The sequence below is a fragment of the uncultured Alsobacter sp. genome (assembly GCF_945952055.1).
Taxonomy (GTDB): Bacteria; Pseudomonadota; Alphaproteobacteria; order Rhizobiales; family Beijerinckiaceae; genus Alsobacter.
Genome location: NZ_CAMFHB010000064.1, coordinates 1 through 19841 on the forward strand (window position 1 = coordinate 1; position 19841 = coordinate 19841).

General features: G+C 69.2%; 18 protein-coding genes and 1 pseudogene. 10 read left to right on the forward strand and 9 right to left on the reverse strand.

What is annotated here, in order from left to right; genetic code table 11:
* Both Q0Q47_RS28270 and Q0Q47_RS28275 read left to right on the forward strand, forming a co-directional pair.
* Positions 1-261: pseudogene (locus Q0Q47_RS28270) on the forward strand (amino acid ABC transporter ATP-binding protein); the annotation flags it as partial.
* A 15-nt stretch (positions 262-276) separates the two neighbouring features.
* Positions 277-774: a hypothetical protein gene (locus Q0Q47_RS28275; protein WP_293868044.1), complete on the forward strand. Its 498-nt coding sequence runs from the start codon at positions 277-279 to the stop codon at positions 772-774.
* Between the two features lie 108 nt (positions 775-882).
* Here Q0Q47_RS28275 and sseA read toward each other — a convergent pair whose 3' ends face one another.
* Together sseA and Q0Q47_RS28285 are read right to left on the reverse strand one after the other, a co-directional pair.
* Positions 883-1719: a 3-mercaptopyruvate sulfurtransferase gene (gene sseA, locus Q0Q47_RS28280; protein ID WP_293868046.1), complete on the reverse strand. Its 837-nt coding sequence runs from the start codon at positions 1717-1719 to the stop codon at positions 883-885.
* A 44-nt stretch (positions 1720-1763) separates the two neighbouring features.
* Positions 1764-2483 carry an alanyl-tRNA editing protein gene (locus Q0Q47_RS28285; RefSeq protein ID WP_293868048.1) on the reverse strand — a complete coding sequence of 240 codons (720 nt, stop codon included), beginning with the start codon at positions 2481-2483 and terminating at the stop codon, positions 1764-1766.
* 326 nt (positions 2484-2809) lie between these two features.
* Here Q0Q47_RS28285 and Q0Q47_RS28290 point away from each other — a divergent pair, with 326 nt between their 5' ends.
* Together Q0Q47_RS28290 and Q0Q47_RS28295 are read left to right on the forward strand one after the other, a co-directional pair.
* Entirely contained in the window at positions 2810-3427 is a 618-nt protein-coding gene (locus tag Q0Q47_RS28290) for a ChrR family anti-sigma-E factor (protein ID WP_293868050.1), read from the forward strand.
* Positions 3428-3479: 52 nt separating this feature from the next.
* Positions 3480-4265: an SDR family oxidoreductase gene (locus Q0Q47_RS28295; RefSeq protein ID WP_293868052.1), complete on the forward strand. Its 786-nt coding sequence runs from the start codon at positions 3480-3482 to the stop codon at positions 4263-4265.
* 6 nt (positions 4266-4271) lie between these two features.
* On the opposite strand, the gene Q0Q47_RS28300 is transcribed toward Q0Q47_RS28295, so the two are convergent.
* The 6 genes from Q0Q47_RS28300 to Q0Q47_RS28325 form a co-directional block, all read right to left on the reverse strand.
* Positions 4272-5630 carry an MFS transporter gene (locus Q0Q47_RS28300; RefSeq protein ID WP_293868054.1) on the reverse strand — a complete coding sequence of 453 codons (1359 nt, stop codon included), beginning with the start codon at positions 5628-5630 and terminating at the stop codon, positions 4272-4274.
* Positions 5627-6865, reverse strand: coding sequence for a cyclopropane-fatty-acyl-phospholipid synthase family protein (locus Q0Q47_RS28305; RefSeq protein WP_293868056.1), 1239 nt, complete (start codon positions 6863-6865; stop codon positions 5627-5629). Before Q0Q47_RS28305 ends, Q0Q47_RS28300 begins: the two co-directional genes overlap by 4 nt.
* Before the next feature lie 72 nt (positions 6866-6937).
* Positions 6938-7774, reverse strand: coding sequence for a DUF1365 domain-containing protein (locus tag Q0Q47_RS28310; RefSeq protein ID WP_293868058.1), 837 nt, complete (start codon positions 7772-7774; stop codon positions 6938-6940).
* Complete coding sequence (locus Q0Q47_RS28315; protein ID WP_293868060.1) at positions 7771-9072, reverse strand: FAD-dependent oxidoreductase; 1302 nt, start codon at positions 9070-9072, stop codon at positions 7771-7773. Before Q0Q47_RS28315 ends, Q0Q47_RS28310 begins: the two co-directional genes overlap by 4 nt.
* A gap of 60 nt (positions 9073-9132) precedes the next feature.
* Complete coding sequence (locus Q0Q47_RS28320; protein ID WP_293868062.1) at positions 9133-10596, reverse strand: deoxyribodipyrimidine photo-lyase; 1464 nt, start codon at positions 10594-10596, stop codon at positions 9133-9135.
* 72 nt (positions 10597-10668) lie between these two features.
* Entirely contained in the window at positions 10669-10863 is a 195-nt protein-coding gene (locus Q0Q47_RS28325; protein ID WP_293868064.1) for a hypothetical protein, read from the reverse strand.
* Here Q0Q47_RS28325 and Q0Q47_RS28330 point away from each other — a divergent pair.
* The 6 genes from Q0Q47_RS28330 (at position 10862) to Q0Q47_RS28355 (ending at position 19087) form a co-directional block, all read left to right on the forward strand.
* Positions 10862-11260 carry a hypothetical protein gene (locus Q0Q47_RS28330; protein ID WP_293868065.1) on the forward strand — a complete coding sequence of 133 codons (399 nt, stop codon included), beginning with the start codon at positions 10862-10864 and terminating at the stop codon, positions 11258-11260. The two genes, Q0Q47_RS28325 and Q0Q47_RS28330, sit on opposite strands and share 2 nt — an antisense overlap.
* Before the next feature lie 506 nt (positions 11261-11766).
* A complete protein-coding gene (locus tag Q0Q47_RS28335) occupies positions 11767-12585 on the forward strand; it encodes a hypothetical protein (protein ID WP_293868066.1) in 819 nt (272 codons plus the stop codon).
* Positions 12586-12700: 115 nt separating this feature from the next.
* Positions 12701-13516 (forward strand): hypothetical protein, encoded by an 816-nt coding sequence (locus Q0Q47_RS28340; protein WP_293868068.1) that lies wholly within the window; start codon positions 12701-12703, stop codon positions 13514-13516.
* 112 nt (positions 13517-13628) lie between these two features.
* A complete protein-coding gene (locus Q0Q47_RS28345) occupies positions 13629-15581 on the forward strand; it encodes a hypothetical protein (protein ID WP_293868070.1) in 1953 nt (650 codons plus the stop codon).
* Between the two features lie 19 nt (positions 15582-15600).
* On the forward strand, positions 15601-17754 hold the full coding sequence (locus Q0Q47_RS28350) for a type I secretion system permease/ATPase (RefSeq protein WP_293868072.1): 2154 nt from the start codon (positions 15601-15603) through the stop codon (positions 17752-17754).
* 10 nt (positions 17755-17764) lie between these two features.
* The gene (locus Q0Q47_RS28355; RefSeq protein WP_293868074.1) at positions 17765-19087 is read left to right on the forward strand and encodes an HlyD family type I secretion periplasmic adaptor subunit; all 1323 of its coding nucleotides are present in this window, start codon (positions 17765-17767) and stop codon (positions 19085-19087) included.
* Positions 19088-19135: 48 nt separating this feature from the next.
* Here Q0Q47_RS28355 and Q0Q47_RS28360 read toward each other — a convergent pair whose 3' ends face one another.
* A complete protein-coding gene (locus Q0Q47_RS28360) occupies positions 19136-19735 on the reverse strand; it encodes a hypothetical protein (protein WP_293868076.1) in 600 nt (199 codons plus the stop codon).
* Between the last annotated feature and the right edge of the window lie 106 nt (positions 19736-19841).

A 19841-nucleotide genomic window follows, 5' to 3' on the forward strand; every position in this document is an offset into this window, starting at 1 on the left:
AAGATCATGCTGTTCGACGAGCCGACCTCGGCGCTCGACCCGGAAATGGTCAAGGAGGTGCTCGACACCATGGTGTCGCTGGCCGAGGAAGGCATGACCATGATCTGCGTGACGCACGAAATGGGCTTCGCGCGCCAGGTCGCCAACCGCGTGATCTTCATGGATGCGGGCCAGATCGTCGAGGTGAACACCCCCGACGAGTTCTTCAAGAACCCGCAGCACGAACGCACCAAGCTCTTCCTCAGCCAGATCCTGCACTGAGGCGGCGGGGCGCCGGTGCGCGCCGCCATTCTCCTCGCGGGGGCGGGCCTCCTCACCCTCGCCCTCGTTCTCGCGGCGGCCGGCCATCGCAATGGCCGGGCCGCGCTTGGCCCGGTTTTGGCGGCGGTCGGGGTCGCCTTCGCGGCGTTCATGTCCGTCGATTGTCGGCAATGCCACTCGGGCGCGCTCTATGTCGGCACGCTCGTGTCGCTCCCGTTCTTCGTGGTCGCCTGGCTGGTGCTGCTGGTGGACTCAGCCGGCGTGTCGGCCTGGACCGGCCGCGCCATCCTCGTCCTGTGCGGCTTCCAGGCGGCCTGGGCCAGCCTGATCACCGTGACGGCCACCTTCGGCGGGGCGTGCCCATGCAGCGAAGCCCTGTTCGGTGAGCCCCCGGGCGCCGTCGCGCTGCGCGCGGTCGGCATCGACCGCTGGGTTGGCCCCGCCCTCGTCCTGTGCGCCGCCGTGACGGCGGCGCTCGCCCTCAAGGCGGCCCGCCGGCACCCCGTGGCCTGACGCCCGCCGCCGGCCTCCTGCTGCGCGGATGCGGCCGAGGGCAAGACCGCTCGAGGATGGTCCAGCCCATCGCGCCGACCTGCGCTCGCGCGGACCGGCTGTGGCGCGTCAGTCTCCGGTCGCCACGGGCTTGTCGCTCGAGCCCCACTCGGCCCACGAGCCGTCGTAGATCGCCTTCGCCGGACGGCCGACGCTGTCGAGTGCCGCCGCCAGGATGGCCGCCGACACGCCCGAGCCGCAGCTCGTGATCACCGGCTTGCTCAGGTCGACGCCGGCTTCCTGGAACGCCGCCTCGATGTCGGCCGGCGGACGCAGCTTTCCGTCGACGAGCAAGCGCGTGAAGGGCACGTTGGCGCTGCCCGGAATGTGTCCCGCGCGCACCCCCGGCCGGGGCTCCGGCGCTTCGCCGCGGAAGCGGTCCGCAGGGCGGGCGTCGACCACCTGGGCGGTGCCGCGCTCGATCGCCTTGGCCACGTCGTCGAGCGTCGCGACGGCGCTGTGGTCGAGGCGGGCCGTGAAGGTGGCGGGGCGCCGCTGCACCGGGTCGTCGGTCCAGGGGCGGCCCTCCGACCGCCACTGCGGCGCGCCGCCCGCGAGGATCGCGACGTCGCGCGCCCCGAAGACCTGCAGCGTCCAGGCCACGCGCGGCGCGGAGAACAGGCCGGCCCCGTCATAGACGACGATCCGCATGCCGTCGCCGATGCCGAGCCGGCTCATGTGCCGGGCGAACTCCTCGGGCGAGGGCAGCATGTGCGGCAGGGACGAGGAGCGGTCCGAGATCGCGTCGATGTCGAAATGCACCGCGCCGGGAATGTGTCCGGCGGCGTATTCAGCCTTAGCGTCGCGGTTCTGCGTCGGCAGGTACCAGGAGGCGTCGACCACGACGAGGTCCGGCGCGGACAGCTGTTCCGCGAGACGGGCGGTCGACACGAACTGAAGAGACATGAGCGGGGGTCCCGAGCGTTTCCTGAGGGATGGTGGCGCCGGCGTCAGGCCAGCAGCGCGATGCGGACGCGGCGATTGATCTTGCCCTTTTTCTCGATGGCCGTCACCGACACGTCGCCGATCTCGCTGGTGTTGAGGACGTGAGTGCCGCCGCAGGGCTGCAGGTCGAGCCCGGCGATCTCGACCAGTCGGACCCGTCCGGTGCCCATCGGCGGCTTGACCGACATGGTCTTGACCAGGCCCGGATTGGCCAGGAGCTCGTCGTCCGTGATCCAGCGCTGCGAGACGTCGGCGTCCTTGCGGACCGCGGCCATCAGCTGCGCGGTCAGGGCATCCTTGTCGAGCCCGGCGTCGGGAATGTCGAAGTCGAGCCGCCCCTCGCCGTCGCCGATCGCGCCGCCCGTGACGGGGTAGGGCAGGACCGTGGTCAGGAGATGCAGGGCGGTGTGGATCCGCATCCGCTTCATCCGCACCGGCCAGTCGATCTCGGCGGTCACGGTCTCGCCCACGGCCGGCAGCTCGGAGCCAGGGGCGGCGACGTGGACGACCGTGGACTTGTCGTCCGCGTCGTAGACGGTCGTGGCCACGGCGATGCTGCCGCCGTCCGCCTTCACGAGCCGCCCGACGTCTCCCGGCTGGCCGCCGCCGGTCGCGTAGAACACGGTGCGGTCCAGGACGATGCCGCCGCGCTCGTTGACGGCGAGGACGGTGGCGGTGCAGCTGTTCTGGTAGGCATCGGCGCGGAAAAGAAGCTCGGTGGCCATGGCGTTGTCCGGTGGCAGGGGCCCGTCTTCTTAGCCCGGATCGCCTGCGCTTTGCACGTGTCCAAGGACGTCTGCAGGGGCCCTCGGCCACGGTCACGACCAAGCTCGTGCGGCCATTTCTCGCATTCCAGCGGCGTCGCTGCCGCCTTACACTCTCTCCTGTCGACTTGCTGCAGATTCCGTGTCGCAAGTGTGATCCGCGACCCGACGCCGCACGTAGTGTTTGTCGAGGATGTTGACACGCGTTACAAATCGAACGGGCTCGCCAGCCCAGTGGATGAACGACATTGAGCCTGCACCATTTCGCTTCCCCTTCCGGCCGCCCCTTGGACGAACTGCTCGCAGCCTACGCGGCAGGGCATCTGTCCGGGCCGCTGCACGCGCTGGTGGCGTCGCACCTGTCCATCAAGCCGGACAACCGCGCCTTCGTCGCCGCGCTCGAAACCCTCAAGGGTGACGAACTCGAAGCCATGGCGCCGGCCCCGATCACCAATCGCGAGGCCCGCCTGGCCGCGATCTTCGACGCCATCGATCCCCCCGCGCCGCGCCCCGCTCTGGGTTGCGACGTGGTGCCCGGGCCCCTGGCTCGCGTGATCGGACGTGAGTTCAACGCCGTGCCGTGGCGCACCGTCCTGCCCGGCATCAAGGAATTCCGGCTGAAGGAAGAGGTGGACGGCGAGGCCTCGCTCCTGTGGATCCGGCCCGGCCGGACGATGCCGTCGCACACCCATGACGGCTCCGAGATCACGCTCGTCCTGAAGGGTGGCTTCACCGATGCGACGGGGCACTACACCCGGGGCGACATCGCGATCGCCGACTCGGAGATCGACCATCGTCCGCGCGCCGACGAGGGCGAGGACTGCGTGTGCTTCGCGGTGACGGACGCACCCCTGCGCCTGACCGGGACGGTCGGACGGCTCGTCCAGCGCATCTTCGGTCACTGAGCCTCACCGGGCGCTGGCCCGGTCACCCATCGACTGACAATCGGGAGCGTACATGGCGCTTGTCTATCGCGCGCGCCCTGCCCATGGCGTTGCCTGGGTGACCGGCGCGAGCTCCGGCATCGGGCGCGCCACGGCGCTGGAACTGTGCCGGCGTGGCTGGACCGTCGCCATCACGGCCCGCCGGCGCCCTGAACTGGAGGCCGTGGCCGCCGAGGGCTCCGGACCCGGCAGGATCGTGGTGTGCCCCGGCGACGTGACGGATCTCGCCCAGATGGAGGGCGTCGTGGCGGCCATCGAGGCCGAGCACGGCCCCGTGGTCCTGGCCTTCCTGAATGCCGGCACGTTCTTTCGCGACGAGGTCGCCGTCTTCGACGCGGCCATGGTCGAGAAGACCTTCGCCATCAATGTCGGCGGCGTGGCCAACGGCCTGCAGCCGCTCCTCACCCGCATGGCCGAGCGTGGCCGCGGGCAGGTCGCGGTCAATGCCTCGGTGGCGGGCTATGGCGGCCTGCCGACCTCGTCGGCCTATGGCGCGACCAAGGCGGCCCTCATCGCCATGACCGAGAGCCTCAAGTTCGCCATGGACCTGAAGGGCGTGGCGATGCAGCTGGTCTGCCCCGGCTTCGTCGGCACGCCCCTGACGGACCGCAACGAATTCCCGATGCCGTTCATCATCCCCGCCGAGGACGCCGCCCGGCGCATCTGCGACGGCTTCGAGACCGGTGGCTTCGAGATCGCCTTCCCGCGGCGGATGGCGTGGCTGCTCAAGGCCCTGAACCATCTGCCGTACCCGCTGTATTTCGCGCTGGTCGCGCGCTTCACCGGCTTTCGCAAGTAAGGCCGGTCAGTCCCGCCGCCGCGCCTCGATCGCGGCGCGAAGGGCGGCGTGGCTGCTTTCGTCGAGCGGAAAGCGCCAGACGAGCGCGACGGAGCCGAGCTTCAACACCACGGGCAAGGCCGCATAGAGCAGCCCGAGCACCAGGAGACCGCGCGGCGTCTCGATGCCGGCCGCGGGATCGAAGCCGGCGGCCCCCAGGAGCGGGAACGCGATGCCCACGGCCGCCGCCAGGGCCAGCTTCGTCGCCAGCGCCCACAGCGCCATGTAGAGGCCGGCCCGCTGCTGCCCCGACGCCGCCGTGTCGACGTCGATGACGTCCGCCTGGATCGACGCCGGCAGGATGACGTCGGCCCCCAGGGCGAGCCCCGTCACCACCACCACCGCGGCGAAGACGAGCACGTCCCCCGGCCCGAGAAGTGGCGCGGCGAGGAAGGCCATGCACGAGAGCAGCATGCCCAGGCACCAGGCCCTGTGCTTGGACGTCCTGCGCGCCAGCATCAGCCAGAACGGCACGCCGAGGATGCCGCAGACGAAATACAGCACGAGGAGCGGGCCGGCCGAGTCGGGCGACTGGAGCTTGCGCTGCACGAAGAACAGGAACAGCGTCGCCGGCAACCCGTTGGCGAGCCCGTTCACGAGGAAGGCCACGATGAGCCTGACGAAGGGCCGGTTGGCCCGCAGGTGGCCGAGGCCCTCCCGCCAGCCCGTCTGCCGGGTCGACAGGTCGGGCGGCTCGGGCACCACCGCGACGGCGGTGGCCACCGCCAGCGGCAGCAGCAGCGCAACCGCGAAGGCGAAGGCCGAGAGCGCGGCACGCTCGCCGGGCCAGCCCAGGGCCGGCAGGATGGCCGGTGCCGCCAGCGCCAGCAGCGTGCCCACGACGGTCAGGCCCTCCCGGAAGGCGGACACGCGGCTGCGCCCCGCATAGGAGGACGAGAGTTCGGCCCCCCAGGCGGCATAGGGGATCTGGGAGCAGGTCCAGGCGATCGAAAGCAGGCTCGCCCACACGGCGAGGTGCGTCAGGCCCGCACCCTCGCCCGGCCTGAACACCTGCCAGGCCGCGACCACGACGAAGGGGGTGGCCGCGGCGACCCAGAGCCGCCTCCGGCCGGCGGACGGCCGCCAGCGGTCAGCCAGCACGCCGACGATGGGGTCCGCGAACGCGTCGATGAGGCGGACGGCGAGCAGCACCTGCCCCACGGCCGCGATCGGCAGCGCCAGCGACTGCGTGTAGAACGCCGGCACCAGCACGTAGAACGGCAGGGTGAGGATGGCGAGCGGCAGGGCAGGGGCCGCGTAGGCCATGAGCCTCGCCGCGCCGGGCTCGCCGGCCGGCGCCCCGGAGGGGCGGTCGTCCCCCCTCACGTGGACTTCGCGTACACCATCTGGCGCACGTCGATGTTGCCCGACCGGAACCCGGCCTCGCAGTAGGCGAGGTAATACTCCCACAGGCGCCGGAAGCGCTCGTCGAAACCGATGGTCGTGAGCTGCGGCCATGCCTCCCGGAAGCGCTGGCGCCACATGTCGAGCGTCACCGCGTAGTCGTGGCCGAAGATGCGCTCGTCCCGCAGGGCCAGGCCCACCTTCTCACCCAGCGACTTCATGATGCCGGGCGAGGGCAGCATGCCTCCCGGAAACACGTAGTGGCGGATGAAGTCGACCTCGGCGCGGTAGGTGTCGAAGAGCCGGTCCTGGATGGTGATGACCTGCAGGGCCGCGATGCCATCGTCGGTGAGCCGCTCCGACAGCTGGTCGAAATAGACCGGCCAGTACTGCTCGCCGACGGCCTCGAACATCTCGATCGAGGCGATGCGGTCGTAGACGCCCTTCTCGTCCCGGTAGTCCTGGAACTTGATGGTGACGCGGTCCGAAAGGCCCTTCTCCTGCATGCGACGGGTCGCGTAGTCGAACTGCTCCTGGGAGATGGTGAGCCCGGTGACGCGGCAACCGATCTCCTTGGCGGCATATTCGGCGAAGCCGCCCCAGCCGCAGCCGATCTCGAGCACGTGGTGCTGGGGCCCGATCTGCGCGGCCTCGGCGAGCGCCCGGTACTTGCGCTGCTGGGCGCTGGAGAGGTCGTTGTCCCCCTCCGCGAACAGCGCGGCCGAGTAGGTCATCGTCCCGTCGAGCCAGGCCGAGTAGAAGCGGTTTCCGAGGTCGTAATGGGCGTGGATGTTGCGCCGCGACCCCGACTTCGTGTTCCGGTGCAGCCAGAAGCGGAAGCGCTGCCACAGGCGAACCAGCGGCCGCCCCTCGAGCATCCTGGCGATCAACTCGTGGTTGGCGCAGAACAGGCCGAGAAACCGCGTCAGGTCCGGGGTTTCCCACTCGCCGCGCAGGTAGGCCTCGCCGATCCCCAGGTCGCCGCCCTCCACGAGGCGCCGCGCGAAGGCGAGGTCGCGCACGATCATCTCGGCCGCCGGACCCGGTTCGGTGCCCTGGAACAGGAAGCTGCGCCCGTCGGGAAGGTGCGCCGTCAGGCTTCCGGCCCGGATACGGGTGGCGAAGGCGAAGGCCTGGCGGGCTGCGAACGGCAGCCCCTTCACGCACGATTCGATGTTGTCCCTGGTGACGAGAAGAGGGGGGGCTCCGTCAGCCATGTTCACGCGACTCCCACGTCATTCTGTGCAAAAGGCCTCCAAGGGTGGTGGCAAGACGGGCGAGGCGGCCCGTCATGACCTGCGCGGCGCCTGCAGCCCCGGTTCGCCGTAGCTGAGGGCCGGTGGCGCCTCCGGTCGCGGCGTCGGGCGCAGGCCTTTCAACCACAACTTCAGCGCTTCCCAATGGATCCCGCCGACCACCTTGGCCGTGAGCAGCGGAACGGCCCCCAATGCTGCCAGAAGCGACGTGGTCGTCAAGCCGTTGACGGAACCGATAAAACTCGCCGCGAGCAGGGGCCCTTCGGGATCGGTCTCGAGGATGCGGATGGCGAGCGTCCGCGTGGGCGGCCGGACCCGGAACCGGTAGCGCATCTCCATGCCGTTGAAGGGCGAGACGTAGAAGAGCTTGCCCCGCTCCTGGCGCAGCCCCGCCTCGGTCAGCTCGCCCTCCTGCACCGGCGCCACATAGGTGTGGTTCTGCCCGAAGGTGTTGCGCACCTCGTAGACGCAGGCCTTCAGGGCTCCGTCCGCGCCGTAGGCGAAGTAAACCGAGAGCGGGTTGAACACCGTCCCCAGGATGCGCGGGTAGCACTGCAGCAGCACCCGTCCGCCGCGCAGGTCGATGCCGGCCGGCGCCAGCACCCCGGCGACGTGGTCGAACAGGGACGATCCGTCGCGCGGGCCGTGGTCGCTTTCCCGGAAGCTGACCGGCGCGGCTCGGTTGACCCCGAACAGCGGCGATATCCGGTCGGCTTCCTTCAGCCGGCCGAGATCGATCAGCAGCGAGAAGACCTCGTAGCTGAAGCGGTGCCCCACCGGCTTCAGCCGCGCGTGCATCACCGTTCCGCGCACCAGCGCCGCAGCGACATCGGGAGGCGGAAACAGGTGGCCGGCGGATGCGGAACTCATTCCGCCGCTTCCGCGAGCTGCGGCTCGTCCAGCCGCCAGGGCGCGCGCGCACCCAGGGCCTCGGCCACCCGCAGGCCGGATTCCAGTCCGTCCTCGTGGAAACCGAAGCCCGTCCAGGCGCCGCAGAACCAGGTTCCGGCACGCCCCTGGATGGAGGGCAGCGCGGCCTGGGCCGCGATCGCCGCCGCGTCGTACTGCGGATGGTCGTATTCGAAGACGCCGAACGTCAGTTCCGGCGCCGGCGGCTCGGGCGGGTTCAGCGTCACGAAGAGCGGGCAGGCGCTGTCCAGGTTCTGCAGGACGTTCATCCAGTAGGTGACGCACAGCGGCGCGCCCGCGTCTTCCTCCTGGATGACGTTCCAGGCGGCCCAGGCGCGCTTGCGCCGCGGCATCAGCCGCGTGTCACGGTGCAGGTAGACGGCGTTGGGGCGGTACCCGACCGCGCCGAGCACGGCGCGCTCCGCCGGCGACGCATCGTCCAGCGCCGCCAGGCTCTGGTCCGAGTGGCTGGCGAGGATCACGTGGTCGAAGCGCTCGCAGCCGCCGCGCGCATCGCGCACCTCGACCGAGCCGCCATCGCGCCGCACGCCCACGACCGGCGTGTCGAAGCGGATCTTGTCCGCGAACGGCGCGGTCAGCGCCTTCACATAGGTCCGGCTGCCGCCCTCCACGGTCCGCCACACCGGGCGGTTCCACTGCAGGAGGTGGTGGTTCTGGAAGAAGGCCACGAAGCTCTCGGCCGGGAAGGCCAGCATGGAGGACGCCGACATCGACCAGATCGCGGCCCCCATGGGGATCAGGTAGTCGTCCCGGAAGCGGCGCGAGAACTTGCGGTGTGCGAGGTAGTCGCCCAGCGAGAAGCCCGCCAGCGCCCCCTTCTGGCGATCCTCGACCGCCATCCGGTTGAACCGGAGGATCTCCAGCAGCATCGAGAGATAGCCGGGCGACAGCAGGTTGCTGCGCTGCGCGAACAGGCCGTCGACCACCCGGTAGGTCCGCCCGCACCACTCGAAGCGCCCGCCGCGCGCCGAGACGGCGAAGCTCATGTCGGAGGCCTGCGTGCGCACGCCCAGATGCTCGAACAGGGCCGTGAGATGGGGGTAGTTCATCTCGTTGTAGACGATGAACCCGGTGTCCACCGCCAGGTGCTTGCCGTCGTAGTTCACGTCGACCGTGGCCGAATGGCCACCGGGACGGGTCGCCTGCTCGTAGACCGTGATGTCGTGCGTGGTGCTCGTCGCCAGGGCATAGGCGGCGGCATTTCCGGCGATGCCGGTTCCAACGATGGCGATACGCATGGATCCCCTGAGGCTGCTTCGGTCACGCTCGGTGCGCGCCCGACTATGGACTATACGAGCCTAGCTTGCGCTTGGTTTCGTGAGCTCCAGTGCTGCCAGTGCACGGTTTCTTGCGGCGTCGTGATCGACGATCGGACGCGGGTAGGTTTCGCCGAGCCGGACGCCGGCCGCGGAAAGCCTCGCCGGGCTCGCCGACCAGGGCTGATGGATGACGTCCGCGGGCATTCCGGCGAGTTCGGGCACCCAGCGACGCACGTAGTCGCCCTGCGGGTCGAACTTCTCGCCCTGAAGGATCGGGTTGAAGATGCGGTAATAGGGCGCAGCATCCGCGCCCGACCCCGCGACCCATTGCCAGCTGGCCGCGTTGCTGGCCGGGTCCGCGTCGACCAGCGTGTCCCAGAACCACTCCTCTCCCGACCGCCAGTCGAGGAGGAGGTGCTTGATGAGGAACGACGCGACGACCATGCGCACGCGGTTGTGCATCCAGCCCGTGTGCCAGAGCTGCCGCAGCCCGGCGTCGACCAGCGGATAGCCCGTCCGGCCGCGCTGCCAGGCCGCCAGGGCCGGTGGGTCGTCGCGCCAGGGGAAGGCGTCGAACTTCGCCTGGAAGTTGGACCGCGCGAGGTCGGGGAAGGCATGCAGCAGGTGGTAGGAGAATTCCCGCCACCCGAGCTCGGCGTGAAACTTGGCCAGATCCCTGTGCGAGGCCGCGCCCTGCTCCACGGCCGAGGCGGCCGCGTGCCAGATCTGGCGCGGGCCGATGTTGCCGAAGCGAAGCCACGGGGAGAGGCGCGACGTCGAAGGCATGTCGGGCCGGTCGCGGCCGTCCGCATAGCCCTTCAGCTCGTCGTCCAGGAAGGCGGCGAGCCGCTCCTGCGCGCCGTCCTCGCCCGGCCGCCATGTTTCCCGCAGCCCACCCGCCCAGTCGGGCGTGGCCGGCAGCAGGCCGAGCGCAACCAACGGGAGCGAGGCGAGGGCGTCGAAGTGGCCGGCGGGTGCAAGAGGCGCGCGCGACGCGGCGGACGCGACCGGGGAGGGGGGCTCTCCGCTGGCCAGCGCGGCCCGCCAGAAGGGCGAGAACACCTTCATCGGGTCGCCCGCCTTGCTCCGCACGGCCCACGGCTCGTAGAGCAGGCTGGCATTGAAGCTGTCGGCGCGCAGCCCGGCGGCCCGCACCATCGTCTTCACGGCCGTGTCCACCGTGATCGCGGCCGCCTCGTAGCGCCGGTTCCACAGCACGGCGGAGAAGGACATCTCCCCCAGGAGGCTGCCGACCACCTCGGTCGCGGCGCCACGCCGCAGCAGGAGACGCGTCCCGCGCCGCTCGAGCGCGGCGGCGAGGTCGGCCAGCGCGTGGTGCAGCCACCACCGCGCGGCTCCGCCGAGCGGGCGGAGGTCGGGGCTCTCCTCGTCCAGGATGTAGAGGCCGACGACGGGTTGGCCGCTGGCGAGAGCGGCCTCGAGCGCCGGGTTGTCCGCCAATCTCAGATCGTCGCGGAACCACAGCAGGACGGGAGAAGACATGCGCACGCGAACCGGTGTTGCCCGGCGGTGCCGGACTTCATGGTCCGTCTACGAGACCCGCGACGCTCCGGATCAAGCCGACCGGTCGACGACCGTGCCCTTGCCGGGTTCTGGCGGGGGCTTGCTCGCCTCGCGCGCCTCGTCTTCCGCCTTGTTGCGCTGGGCCGCGACGTCGCGGTCGTCGGGCGGCATGGAGACGGGCTGCGGCCGATTGACCGGCCGGGCCGGCTCAAGGGTCTGGACGAGACCGACGGACGAGATCGACATGCTGTGGAACTCCCGATCGGCCGAAGGCCGCCTCGTGCATCCTGCCACGCCACAGGTTTCGGCAAGGGCAAGACAATCGATCAAACCGGATCGATCCGGTGCGCCGGACGCCCCCGGCACGAGACGGTTGACCGGCCCAAACGTTCCGTGTTTGTTCTCGTCGATGGGACGCCGCAACCGCCATCTCGATCCACAGTCCGCAGCCGATCTGCTGGAGGCGATTCGCGTCTGCCGCCTCGCGGCGACCCGCGCCATGGCCACGGCACCGATCGGGTCGGAGGGGGCGCAGGCGATCCAGGCCGCCATCGCGGCGCTGGACAGGCTCACCGAGGCGCTGACGGGCGAACGGGAGCTGTTCTGGTCGCGCCTTCACTCGGTGCCCAAGCGAACCGGCTGACCGTGTCCGGCGAGGCCGCGCCTGCGATGCAGCAGATTGAGTATGTTCAGTGGTCCGCAAAGTGACGAATTGAACCATTAATCCCATGGGATGAGGTCCGTGAAGTGACCTTGACCGCGCAAACAATTAGTTGATCATCGTACATGCTTCGTTAATCCATCCCTTCGAAAGCGATGGAGCGAAGCGTAGTCTCGGCCGGCGCGGAGCAATGCCGCGCCGTGTTGAAATCGCGACGAACGGGTTTCTTCACGCCGCGTATTGGCGAGACCAACGAGTGACATGCATACACTGAAGACCTTTCCGGAGACTTCCGGAAGGACGGTGGCCTGTTGTCGCGCGACAAGAAGGAGACGGTGGGAGAGAAACAAATCCTGCGCTCGATATGAGTGCATTCATCAAGTTAATCAACTCAACCAACACGAGCAAAAAGTTCCTAGGCGCCGCCGACGCAGAAGATTGGCGGAACGGGATCCTATGCTCGAAATCGATCGAGATGGAGTATCACGATGTCTAATCCCGCATTCTCGCTCGCCGGCGCTGGGGCCGGTGCCGGAGCCCTCGGCCTGGCAGGCGCAGGCGCCCTGTCCGGCGCCGGTGCGCTCGCCGCTTCGGTCGGCCTCAATGCCAATGAGAACTTCAATGGCAATGGGAACGGCAATGGCAACGGCAACGGCAACCTGAACGGCAACGGCAATATCAACGCCGACATCAATGCCAACGGCAACATCAATGCCGATCTCAACGAGAACACCAATTCCAACACCAACACCTCGACCACGACCGTGACCACGGACGTGACGGTGGATCTCGGCATCACGGGCGAACTCGATATCTGCCCGCCGAACATCTCCGGCAGCAACAATCTCACCATCCAGGACTCGATCTTCATCCCCGATCCCGGCACCGGTGACATCGCGCTGGCGAACAACGGCTCGACCGCCGCCATCTACAACGGCGACGTCTTCAACTTCGGCGACGCGGCCGGCACGCAGACCGTCTTCGACCTGACCCAGGCCAACACGCTGGCCGACATGGACGCGCTGTGCGGCGCCTCGGTGTCGTCCTCCGACAGCGCCTTCGTCAGCTTCATCGACGGCGTCGGCGGCGGCGGCCCGGTCGAGGCCGGCGACGGCATCGGTCACGCCGATGACGTGCTCCATGCCACCACCAGCGTTTCCGCCACGGCGGACGCGGCGGCCACGGTCAGCGCGTTCAACCAGAACATCGTGATGGGCGCGAACGTTCAGTACAACTCGGCGACGCAGACGGTCATTGGTGGAGACCAGATCGGCTACGGCGACCTGGCGTCCGACGGACACCACTGAATGATCCGTCGCGGCGCCCACGGGCGCTGCATCTCGCAATCAGGACCGGGTTTTCATTCGGGTCGCCCACGCACGCTGGGGCCGATGACCTGGTCGGGACGTTCTGGAGATTTCCATGCCTAACCCCAACAACAGCCTGTCGCTCGCCGGTGCCGGTGCCCTTGCCGGAGCCGGTGCCCTCGCCGGAGCCGGCGCTCTTGCCGGATCCGGGGCCCTCGCGGCCGCGATCGGCCTCAATGCCAACGAGAACGAAAACCTCAATGGCAATGGCAACGGTAACGGCAATGCCAACGGTAACGGCAACCTCAACGGGAACGGCAACCTCAACGGCAATGCCAACCTGAACTTCGACGTCAACGACAACCACAACACCAACACGAACACGTCGACGACCACGACGACGACCGACGTGTCGGTCGGCATCGACCTGAGCGGGACCGTCGATCTGAGCCCGCCGGACATCACCAACTCGTTCAACACGACCATCTCCGACTCGATCTACATCCCCGATCCGGGTTGCGGCGACATCGCGCTCGCCAACAACGGCTCGACGGCTGCGATCTACAACGGCGACGTGTTCAACTTCGGGAACGGCGTCGGCACCCAGTCGGTGTTCTCGCTCGAGCAGTCGAACGCCCTCCTCGACATGGACGCCGCCGCCAACGTGTCGGTCTCGGCCATGGGCAGCGAGACGTTCATGGGCGCCGGCTGCATCACCGCCGGTGACGTGTCGGTGGGTGACGGCATCCACGATGCCGGCAACATCGCCCATGCCACCACGGACGTGGCGGCGTCGGCGAATGCGTCGGTCGACTTCTCGGCCTTCAACCAGACGATCACCATGGGTGCGAACGTCCAGTACAACAGCGCCACCCAGTCTGTGGTCGGCGGTGACGAGATCACCCACGGCGACAGCTTCGGCGGTCACTGACGACAGGGAAGGGGGCCCGCCACCGGGCCCCCTTTTCAGCTTTTCGGCAGCGGTCGTCCTCGCCCCGGCTCCGGCGACCGCTCCCTCCCTTCGCGAATGACAGGCAGGTCCCATGCAAGTTGGGGGCGTCACCGAGATCATCTCTCACTTCGTGGGAGACTTGAGGATTGCCCTCGAGAACGAGCGCGTGGACGTGATCCTCGACGGCGCCGCGTCGCGGCCCACGTCGCCGGATGCCCTGCGCCCCCTCGTCGACCAGCCGCTCCCGCACGGCGACGTCGAGATCCCCGACAGCCTGCGCGCCCTGCGTCTCGACGGGCCCCTGTCGGACCCCGCCGGCTTCCACCTGAAACTCGCCCCGGGCCTCCTCGCCGCTCGCACGCCTACCGCGCCGGCCCCGCTCGCGCCGGGCCCGATCCGCGACCCGGTGAACCTGGCGAGCCCCAGCGGCGGCGGCTCCAGCGCCTGGGTGCACATCGACGGCGGCGACCTGGAGGTCACGCAGTCCCACGTCCACGTCAGCCAGTCGAACTTCCTCGTCGACAACGACATCTTCGCCCCCGTCATCCCGGGGCTGGAGATCGCCGTGGATCCCGCCCTCCTGTGGGACCTCGTGAAGGCCTCCGTCGTGGCCGGGCCGGACGGGTCGGCCGTCCTCGAGCTGCCGCAGCAGTCGATGATCGACGCCATCGTCAAGCAGATGCAGTCGATGGCGCCCGAGTCGCCGTCCATGGTGACCATGCCGCAGGGCACCAGCATCGACGGCGTGCTGGTGTCCGCCGATCCGCCGATGTCGCACCCGATCGATCCGGTGTTCGTCAATCCCTTCGAGGGATGGGCCGGGATCGACCAGCGCCCGGTGGCCGAGCCGCTCCCCGAGGACCAGCAGACCGTGACGACCGGCGCCAACACGGCCGCCAACGTCGCCGTGCTGGTCGACGGCACGGGCCAGGCGCTGTCGATGATCGTCGTCGGCGACGTCTACCGGACCAACAGCATCGTCCAGGTGAACGTCCTGCACGACCAGGACACGGTGACCCTGAACGGCGCGTCCGAGCCCCAGATCGAGACGGGACACAACCTGGCGACCAACATCGCCCATTTCGACGACGTCGGCGTCTACAAGTCGCTGGGTGGCGCGACCGGGTTCTCGGGGCACTGGACGACCACCATCGTCGATGGCGACTTCTATTCGGTGCAGGCGCTCATCCAGCGCAACTGGATCGTCGACAACGACCTGGTCGTACGCCAGGAGAGCAGCACGGCGTTCAACCTCGTCATGGGCGAGAACACCGGCGTGAACAATGCCGGCTTCATCGTCAACGGCATGCACTACGACATGATCGTGGTGGGCAAGAACCTCTACTCCACCAACGCGATCTACCAGCACAACGTCGTGCTCGACGACGACTGGGTGACCCTGTCGCGCCCCGATGGTTCAACCGGCACGTGGCACATGGACACCGGGGGGAACGTCCTCACCAACGAGGCCTGGATCCGCGACATCGGCAGCGGCGGCTTCCAGGGAATGACCCCGCAGGCCCGGGCCTTCGCCGAGGCGGCCACGTCGGGGCTCGACACGGCCGACGCCACCAAGATGGCGGGCTTCGCGGCGCCGAGCGACCAGAGCCTCGACATCCTCGTGGTCACCGGCAACTACTACGACATCCGCATCGTCTCCCAGACCAACGTGATCGGCGACGCGGACACGGTGGCCTCGCTCGCCGCCGCCGCCGAGGACGGGGGCGCCAAGCAGGTCATCCACACCGGCGGCAATGCCGCCTCCAACGCGGCCGCCATCATCAATGTCGGCGCGCTGACCGACGTCCAGTACGCCGGGGGCCAGATCTACGAGGCCTCGACGCTGATCCAGACGAACATCATCTCGTCCGACGCGACGGTGACGTCGCACGCCTTCGACGCGCTCGCGCCCGAGGTCGTCGCCTTCGTCGACCACGACCCGCACGGCCATGACATGCAGGCCTCCCACGACGCCCTGTCGCAGGCTTCCACCCTTCATCCCGTCACGCAGAACCCAGACGTCCTGGGCTCGGTGATGACCTGATCCGGCCGGAAAGACACCCATGAACACGCGGGTATCGCAAGGCGAACTCCATCCTGCCTTCGACGCGAAGCCGGACATGGAGGCGGTGCTGCCCGACCTGCAGGCGATCGATCGCGCCTGGCAGGCCCGGCACGGCGAGCACCGGTCCGCCGGCCATGACGACGAGGCGTATTTCACCGCTGCCGCCGCTCCGGGCCGGCGCGACCGCCTCCGCTCCTGGCTGGGATCGATCACGGGACGCATGAGGCCGTCGGAGCGCTCCGGCGACGACGCGGTGGATCAACGCGATGGGGGCCAGATCGGGGGCCTTGCATCGCTCTTCGCCCGCCTCGGCCTGAAACGGTCCGCCGGCGCAGGAAGCGGCGATGCCGACCGGCAGGACGGCCCGGGCGGCGGCGGCAGCGAGGCGTCCCGCCTGCAGCAGCGCACGTCGAACGAGGAGTTCAGGGACGTGCTGGGCAAGGGCCTGGCGCAGTGCCGCTCGAACCTCGTCGCGGTGGCCTTCTTCTCCTTCGTCATCAACCTGCTGGTGCTGGCGATCCCGATCTACCTGTTCAACCTGTCGGACCGGGTGCTCACCTCCCGCAGCCTGGACACGCTGGCCATGCTGTCGGTGGTCGTCTGCGGCGCCATCGCCATCAACGTCGTGGTGGACATCATCCGCCGGCTGGTCCTGATGCGCACGGCCGTGGAGGTGGAGAGCCGCCTGGGTGCGCCCGTGCTGAGCGCGGCCGCGAAGGCGGCGCAGGCCGGCTCGAGCAAGGAGTTCCAGACGCTCGCCGACCTGCAGATGCTGCGCGGCTTCATCACCGGCCCGGTGCTGCTGACGATGTTCGACGCGCCGGTGGCCCCGGTCTATCTGCTGGCGGTCTTCCTGATCCACCCGGATCTCGGCTTCATCGTCACCGGCACCGGCATCCTCCTGCTGGTGGTGGCCACGATCAACCAGCGGATCACGGCCGTCCCCTTCGGCATCGCCAACGCCTACGCCACGCGCGCCAACCTGCAGGCCGACGCCATGGCCCGCAACGCGCAGGTGATCAACGCCATGGGCATGATCCCCGAGAGCGTGAACATCTGGGGGCGGGAGACGGCCGAGAGCCTGAAGGCCCAGGTGATCGCCCAGGACCGCAACATCATGATGGCGGGCATCACCAAGTTCGTCCGCATGGTGACGCAGATCTCGATCCTGGGCTGGGGCACGTGGCTCGCGCTTCACGGCGGGTTGACGGGTGGCATGGTGATCGCGGGCTCGATCGTCGCGAGCCGCGCGCTCGCCCCCATCGAGGGCGTCATCGAGGGCTGGAAGCATTTCGTGCAGGCCAAGGCCGCCTACGGCCGCATCCGCAGCCTGCTGCTCTCCTCGCCGCTGAACATCGACCGCCTGCGGCTGCCGCGCCCGCAGGGCCTGCTGCATGTCGAGCGCATCCTCTACGTGCCGCCGCCCAACAAGAAGGTCATCCTCAACGGCATCACCTTCACGCTGCAGCCCGGCGAGTCGCTGGCCGTCGTCGGCCCGTCCGGCACCGGCAAGTCGACGCTCGGCAAGATGCTCGTGGGCTCGATCACCCCCACCGCGGGCAACGTCCGGCTGGACATGATGGATCTGCGCAACTGGGATCCGCGGCAGTTCGGCGAGAGCGTCGGCTACCTGCCCCAGGACGTGCAGCTCTTCCCCGCCAGCATCAAGGCCAACATCGCCCGCATGCGCGAGGACGCGACCGACGAGGAGGTCTTCAGCGCCGCCGAACTCGCCGACGTGCACGACATGATCTCGGAGTTCGCCCAGGGCTACGAGACGCAGATCGGCATGGACGGCAGCCCGCTCTCCGGCGGCCAGAAGCAGCGGATCGGGCTGGCGCGCGCCTTCTACGGCAATCCCCGCCTCGTCGTGCTGGACGAGCCGAACTCCAACCTCGACACCGCCGGCGAGCAGGCGCTCGCCAGGGCGATGGCGCGGGCCAAGCAGCGCGGCACCACGGTGGTCGCCATCACGCAGCGCCCGGCGCTCCTCAACAGCGTGGACAAGATCATGATCCTCAACAACGGCTCGGTGCAGGCCTTCGGGCCGCGCGCCGACGTCCTGCCCATCCTGTCGGGCACGCGCCCCGCACCCGGCCAGCCCGCCCCCGCGCCCGCCGCGGCGGAGGGCCAGGTCCCGGTCCCGGCCTGAGGAGAACGCCATGTCCGCGCAACCCTGGTACGCCGCCGTCCCGCGCTCGACCCGCCATCACATCCTCGCCGGCATGGTGATCACCGGCGTGGCCGTGCTGGGCTTCTCCGCCTGGAGCGCGACCGCGCCCATCGCCGGCGCCATCATCACGTCGGGGGCCTTCGTCGCCAGCGGCCAGAACAAGACGATCCAGCACCTGGAAGGCGGCGTGATCCGCGAGATCAAGGTGCACGAGGGCGACATCGTCGAGGCGGGGCAGACGCTCGTCGTGCTCGACGACACCACGCCGAAGGCGGAACTGCGCCGCCTCACGCTGAAGCTCGCGAGGCTCGAGGCCGTGGAGGCGCGGCTCAAGGCCGAGATCGACTGGAGCGAGAGCATCGACGTCCCACAGCAGCTCCAGGAGTCGGAGGAGCCGGAGGTCGTCACCATCGTCGAGAACCAGCGCCTCACCTTCAAGGCGCGGCGGACACAGATCCTCAGCGAGATCACGGCGATGCAGGAAAGCATCGACTCGCTCAACGAGCACCTGACGGGCGCCCGCACGCAGCTCGCCTCGGTCAAGGACCAGCTGGCGCTCTACGAGGAGGAGATCGGCGGCAAGAAGGGGCTTCTCACCAACGGCCTGATCCGCAAGTCCGAGGTCCTGCAGCTCCAGAGGGCGCGGCTGGCGCTCCAGGGCGAGGTCGGCCGGCTCACCGGCGACATCGGCGACACGCGCGAACGGATGGCGCGGGCCCGGGAGCAGATCTCGGGCCTGCGCAACGGCGTCGTGAAGCTCGCCATCGAGCAGCTGCAGGACATTCGCGCCGACCTGTTCGACACGCGCGAGCGGCTGATGACCGCCCGCGGCATCCTCGATCGGGTGCGCATCACCGCGCCGGTCCGCGGCGCCGTGGTGAAGCTGCGCTACCACACGCCCGGTGGCGTCGTGGAGCCCGGGCGCAGCATCATGGAGGTCCTGCCGCTGCGCGACGAGCTCCTCATCGAGGTGCGCGTGCGCCCGCAGGACATCGACAGCGTCAAGCGCGGCAACACGGCGATGGTCCGCCTCACGGCACTCAACCAGCGGATCACGCCGATGGTGTCGGGCGAGGTGGTCTACGTGTCGGCGGACGCGCTCAGCGAGGAAGGGCGCGTCGACAAGTCCACGCGCGACACCTACATCGCGCGCGTCCGGCTCGCCAACGAGGAGGTGACCGCGCTGCCGCACTTCACGCCGACGCCCGGCATGCCGGCCGAGGTGTACATCCGGACGTCCGACCGCACCTTCTTCCAGTACCTGGCCAAGCCCGTGCGCGACACGATGAGCCGGGCCTTCCGCGAACCCTGAGGGCAGGGCGGGGCAGGACCAGAGGCGGGGCGCGATCCGCCCCTGCCGTCAGACCGCCTCGGGCGGCTGGGCCGGGCGCCTGGTCCTCGCGCCGCGGGCCGCCACGGCGGCCTGCAGGCGCGGCAGGAAAGCCCACAGGTCGCGGTTGAGGGACTTCATCTCCTCGATCGCCTTGACCATTTCCCGAATCCGCTCGTCGTTCATGGCGCGGCTGACACCGAGCTGGAGACCGCCCTTGCGGGTCTCGTGGACGCGAGTCGAGCTGGTGTGGGTGATCTCGCCCTTGTCGTCCAGCGTGTACATTGAGTGGTTGAACTCGTTGCGCAGCCGCGTCGCCGCATTGAAGCGCTCGACGAGTTCCTCCAGCGCCCGCGCCGTGGCCTTGTCCTCGACCTTCACCTTCGCGAGGCGCTGAACGAGATCGAGCCTGGCGCGGGTGGTGTTGAGCGTCGCGAAGATGATCGCAGCCGACACGTCGTCCGTCTCGATGAGGACCATGAGCACGTAGATGAACATGCTCTCGTTGTTGGACCACGAGAACACGACGTTGCCGATGAGCGCGAGGATCATGGACCGGCGGTCGGCGGTGGCCGGAGCCGCCGCCTCGAGGGCGGCAAAGTCCGGCGGATCGGGAAGCCGGGTCGTCATGAGGCGTACTCTCTCGACAGGGTGGGCCTCATGATAGGCCTGTCGAGGCCGGCTGGCTAACCGGCCGGAATGCCGGGCCCGCGCCCGGCGGGTCGCGGCCGCCGGC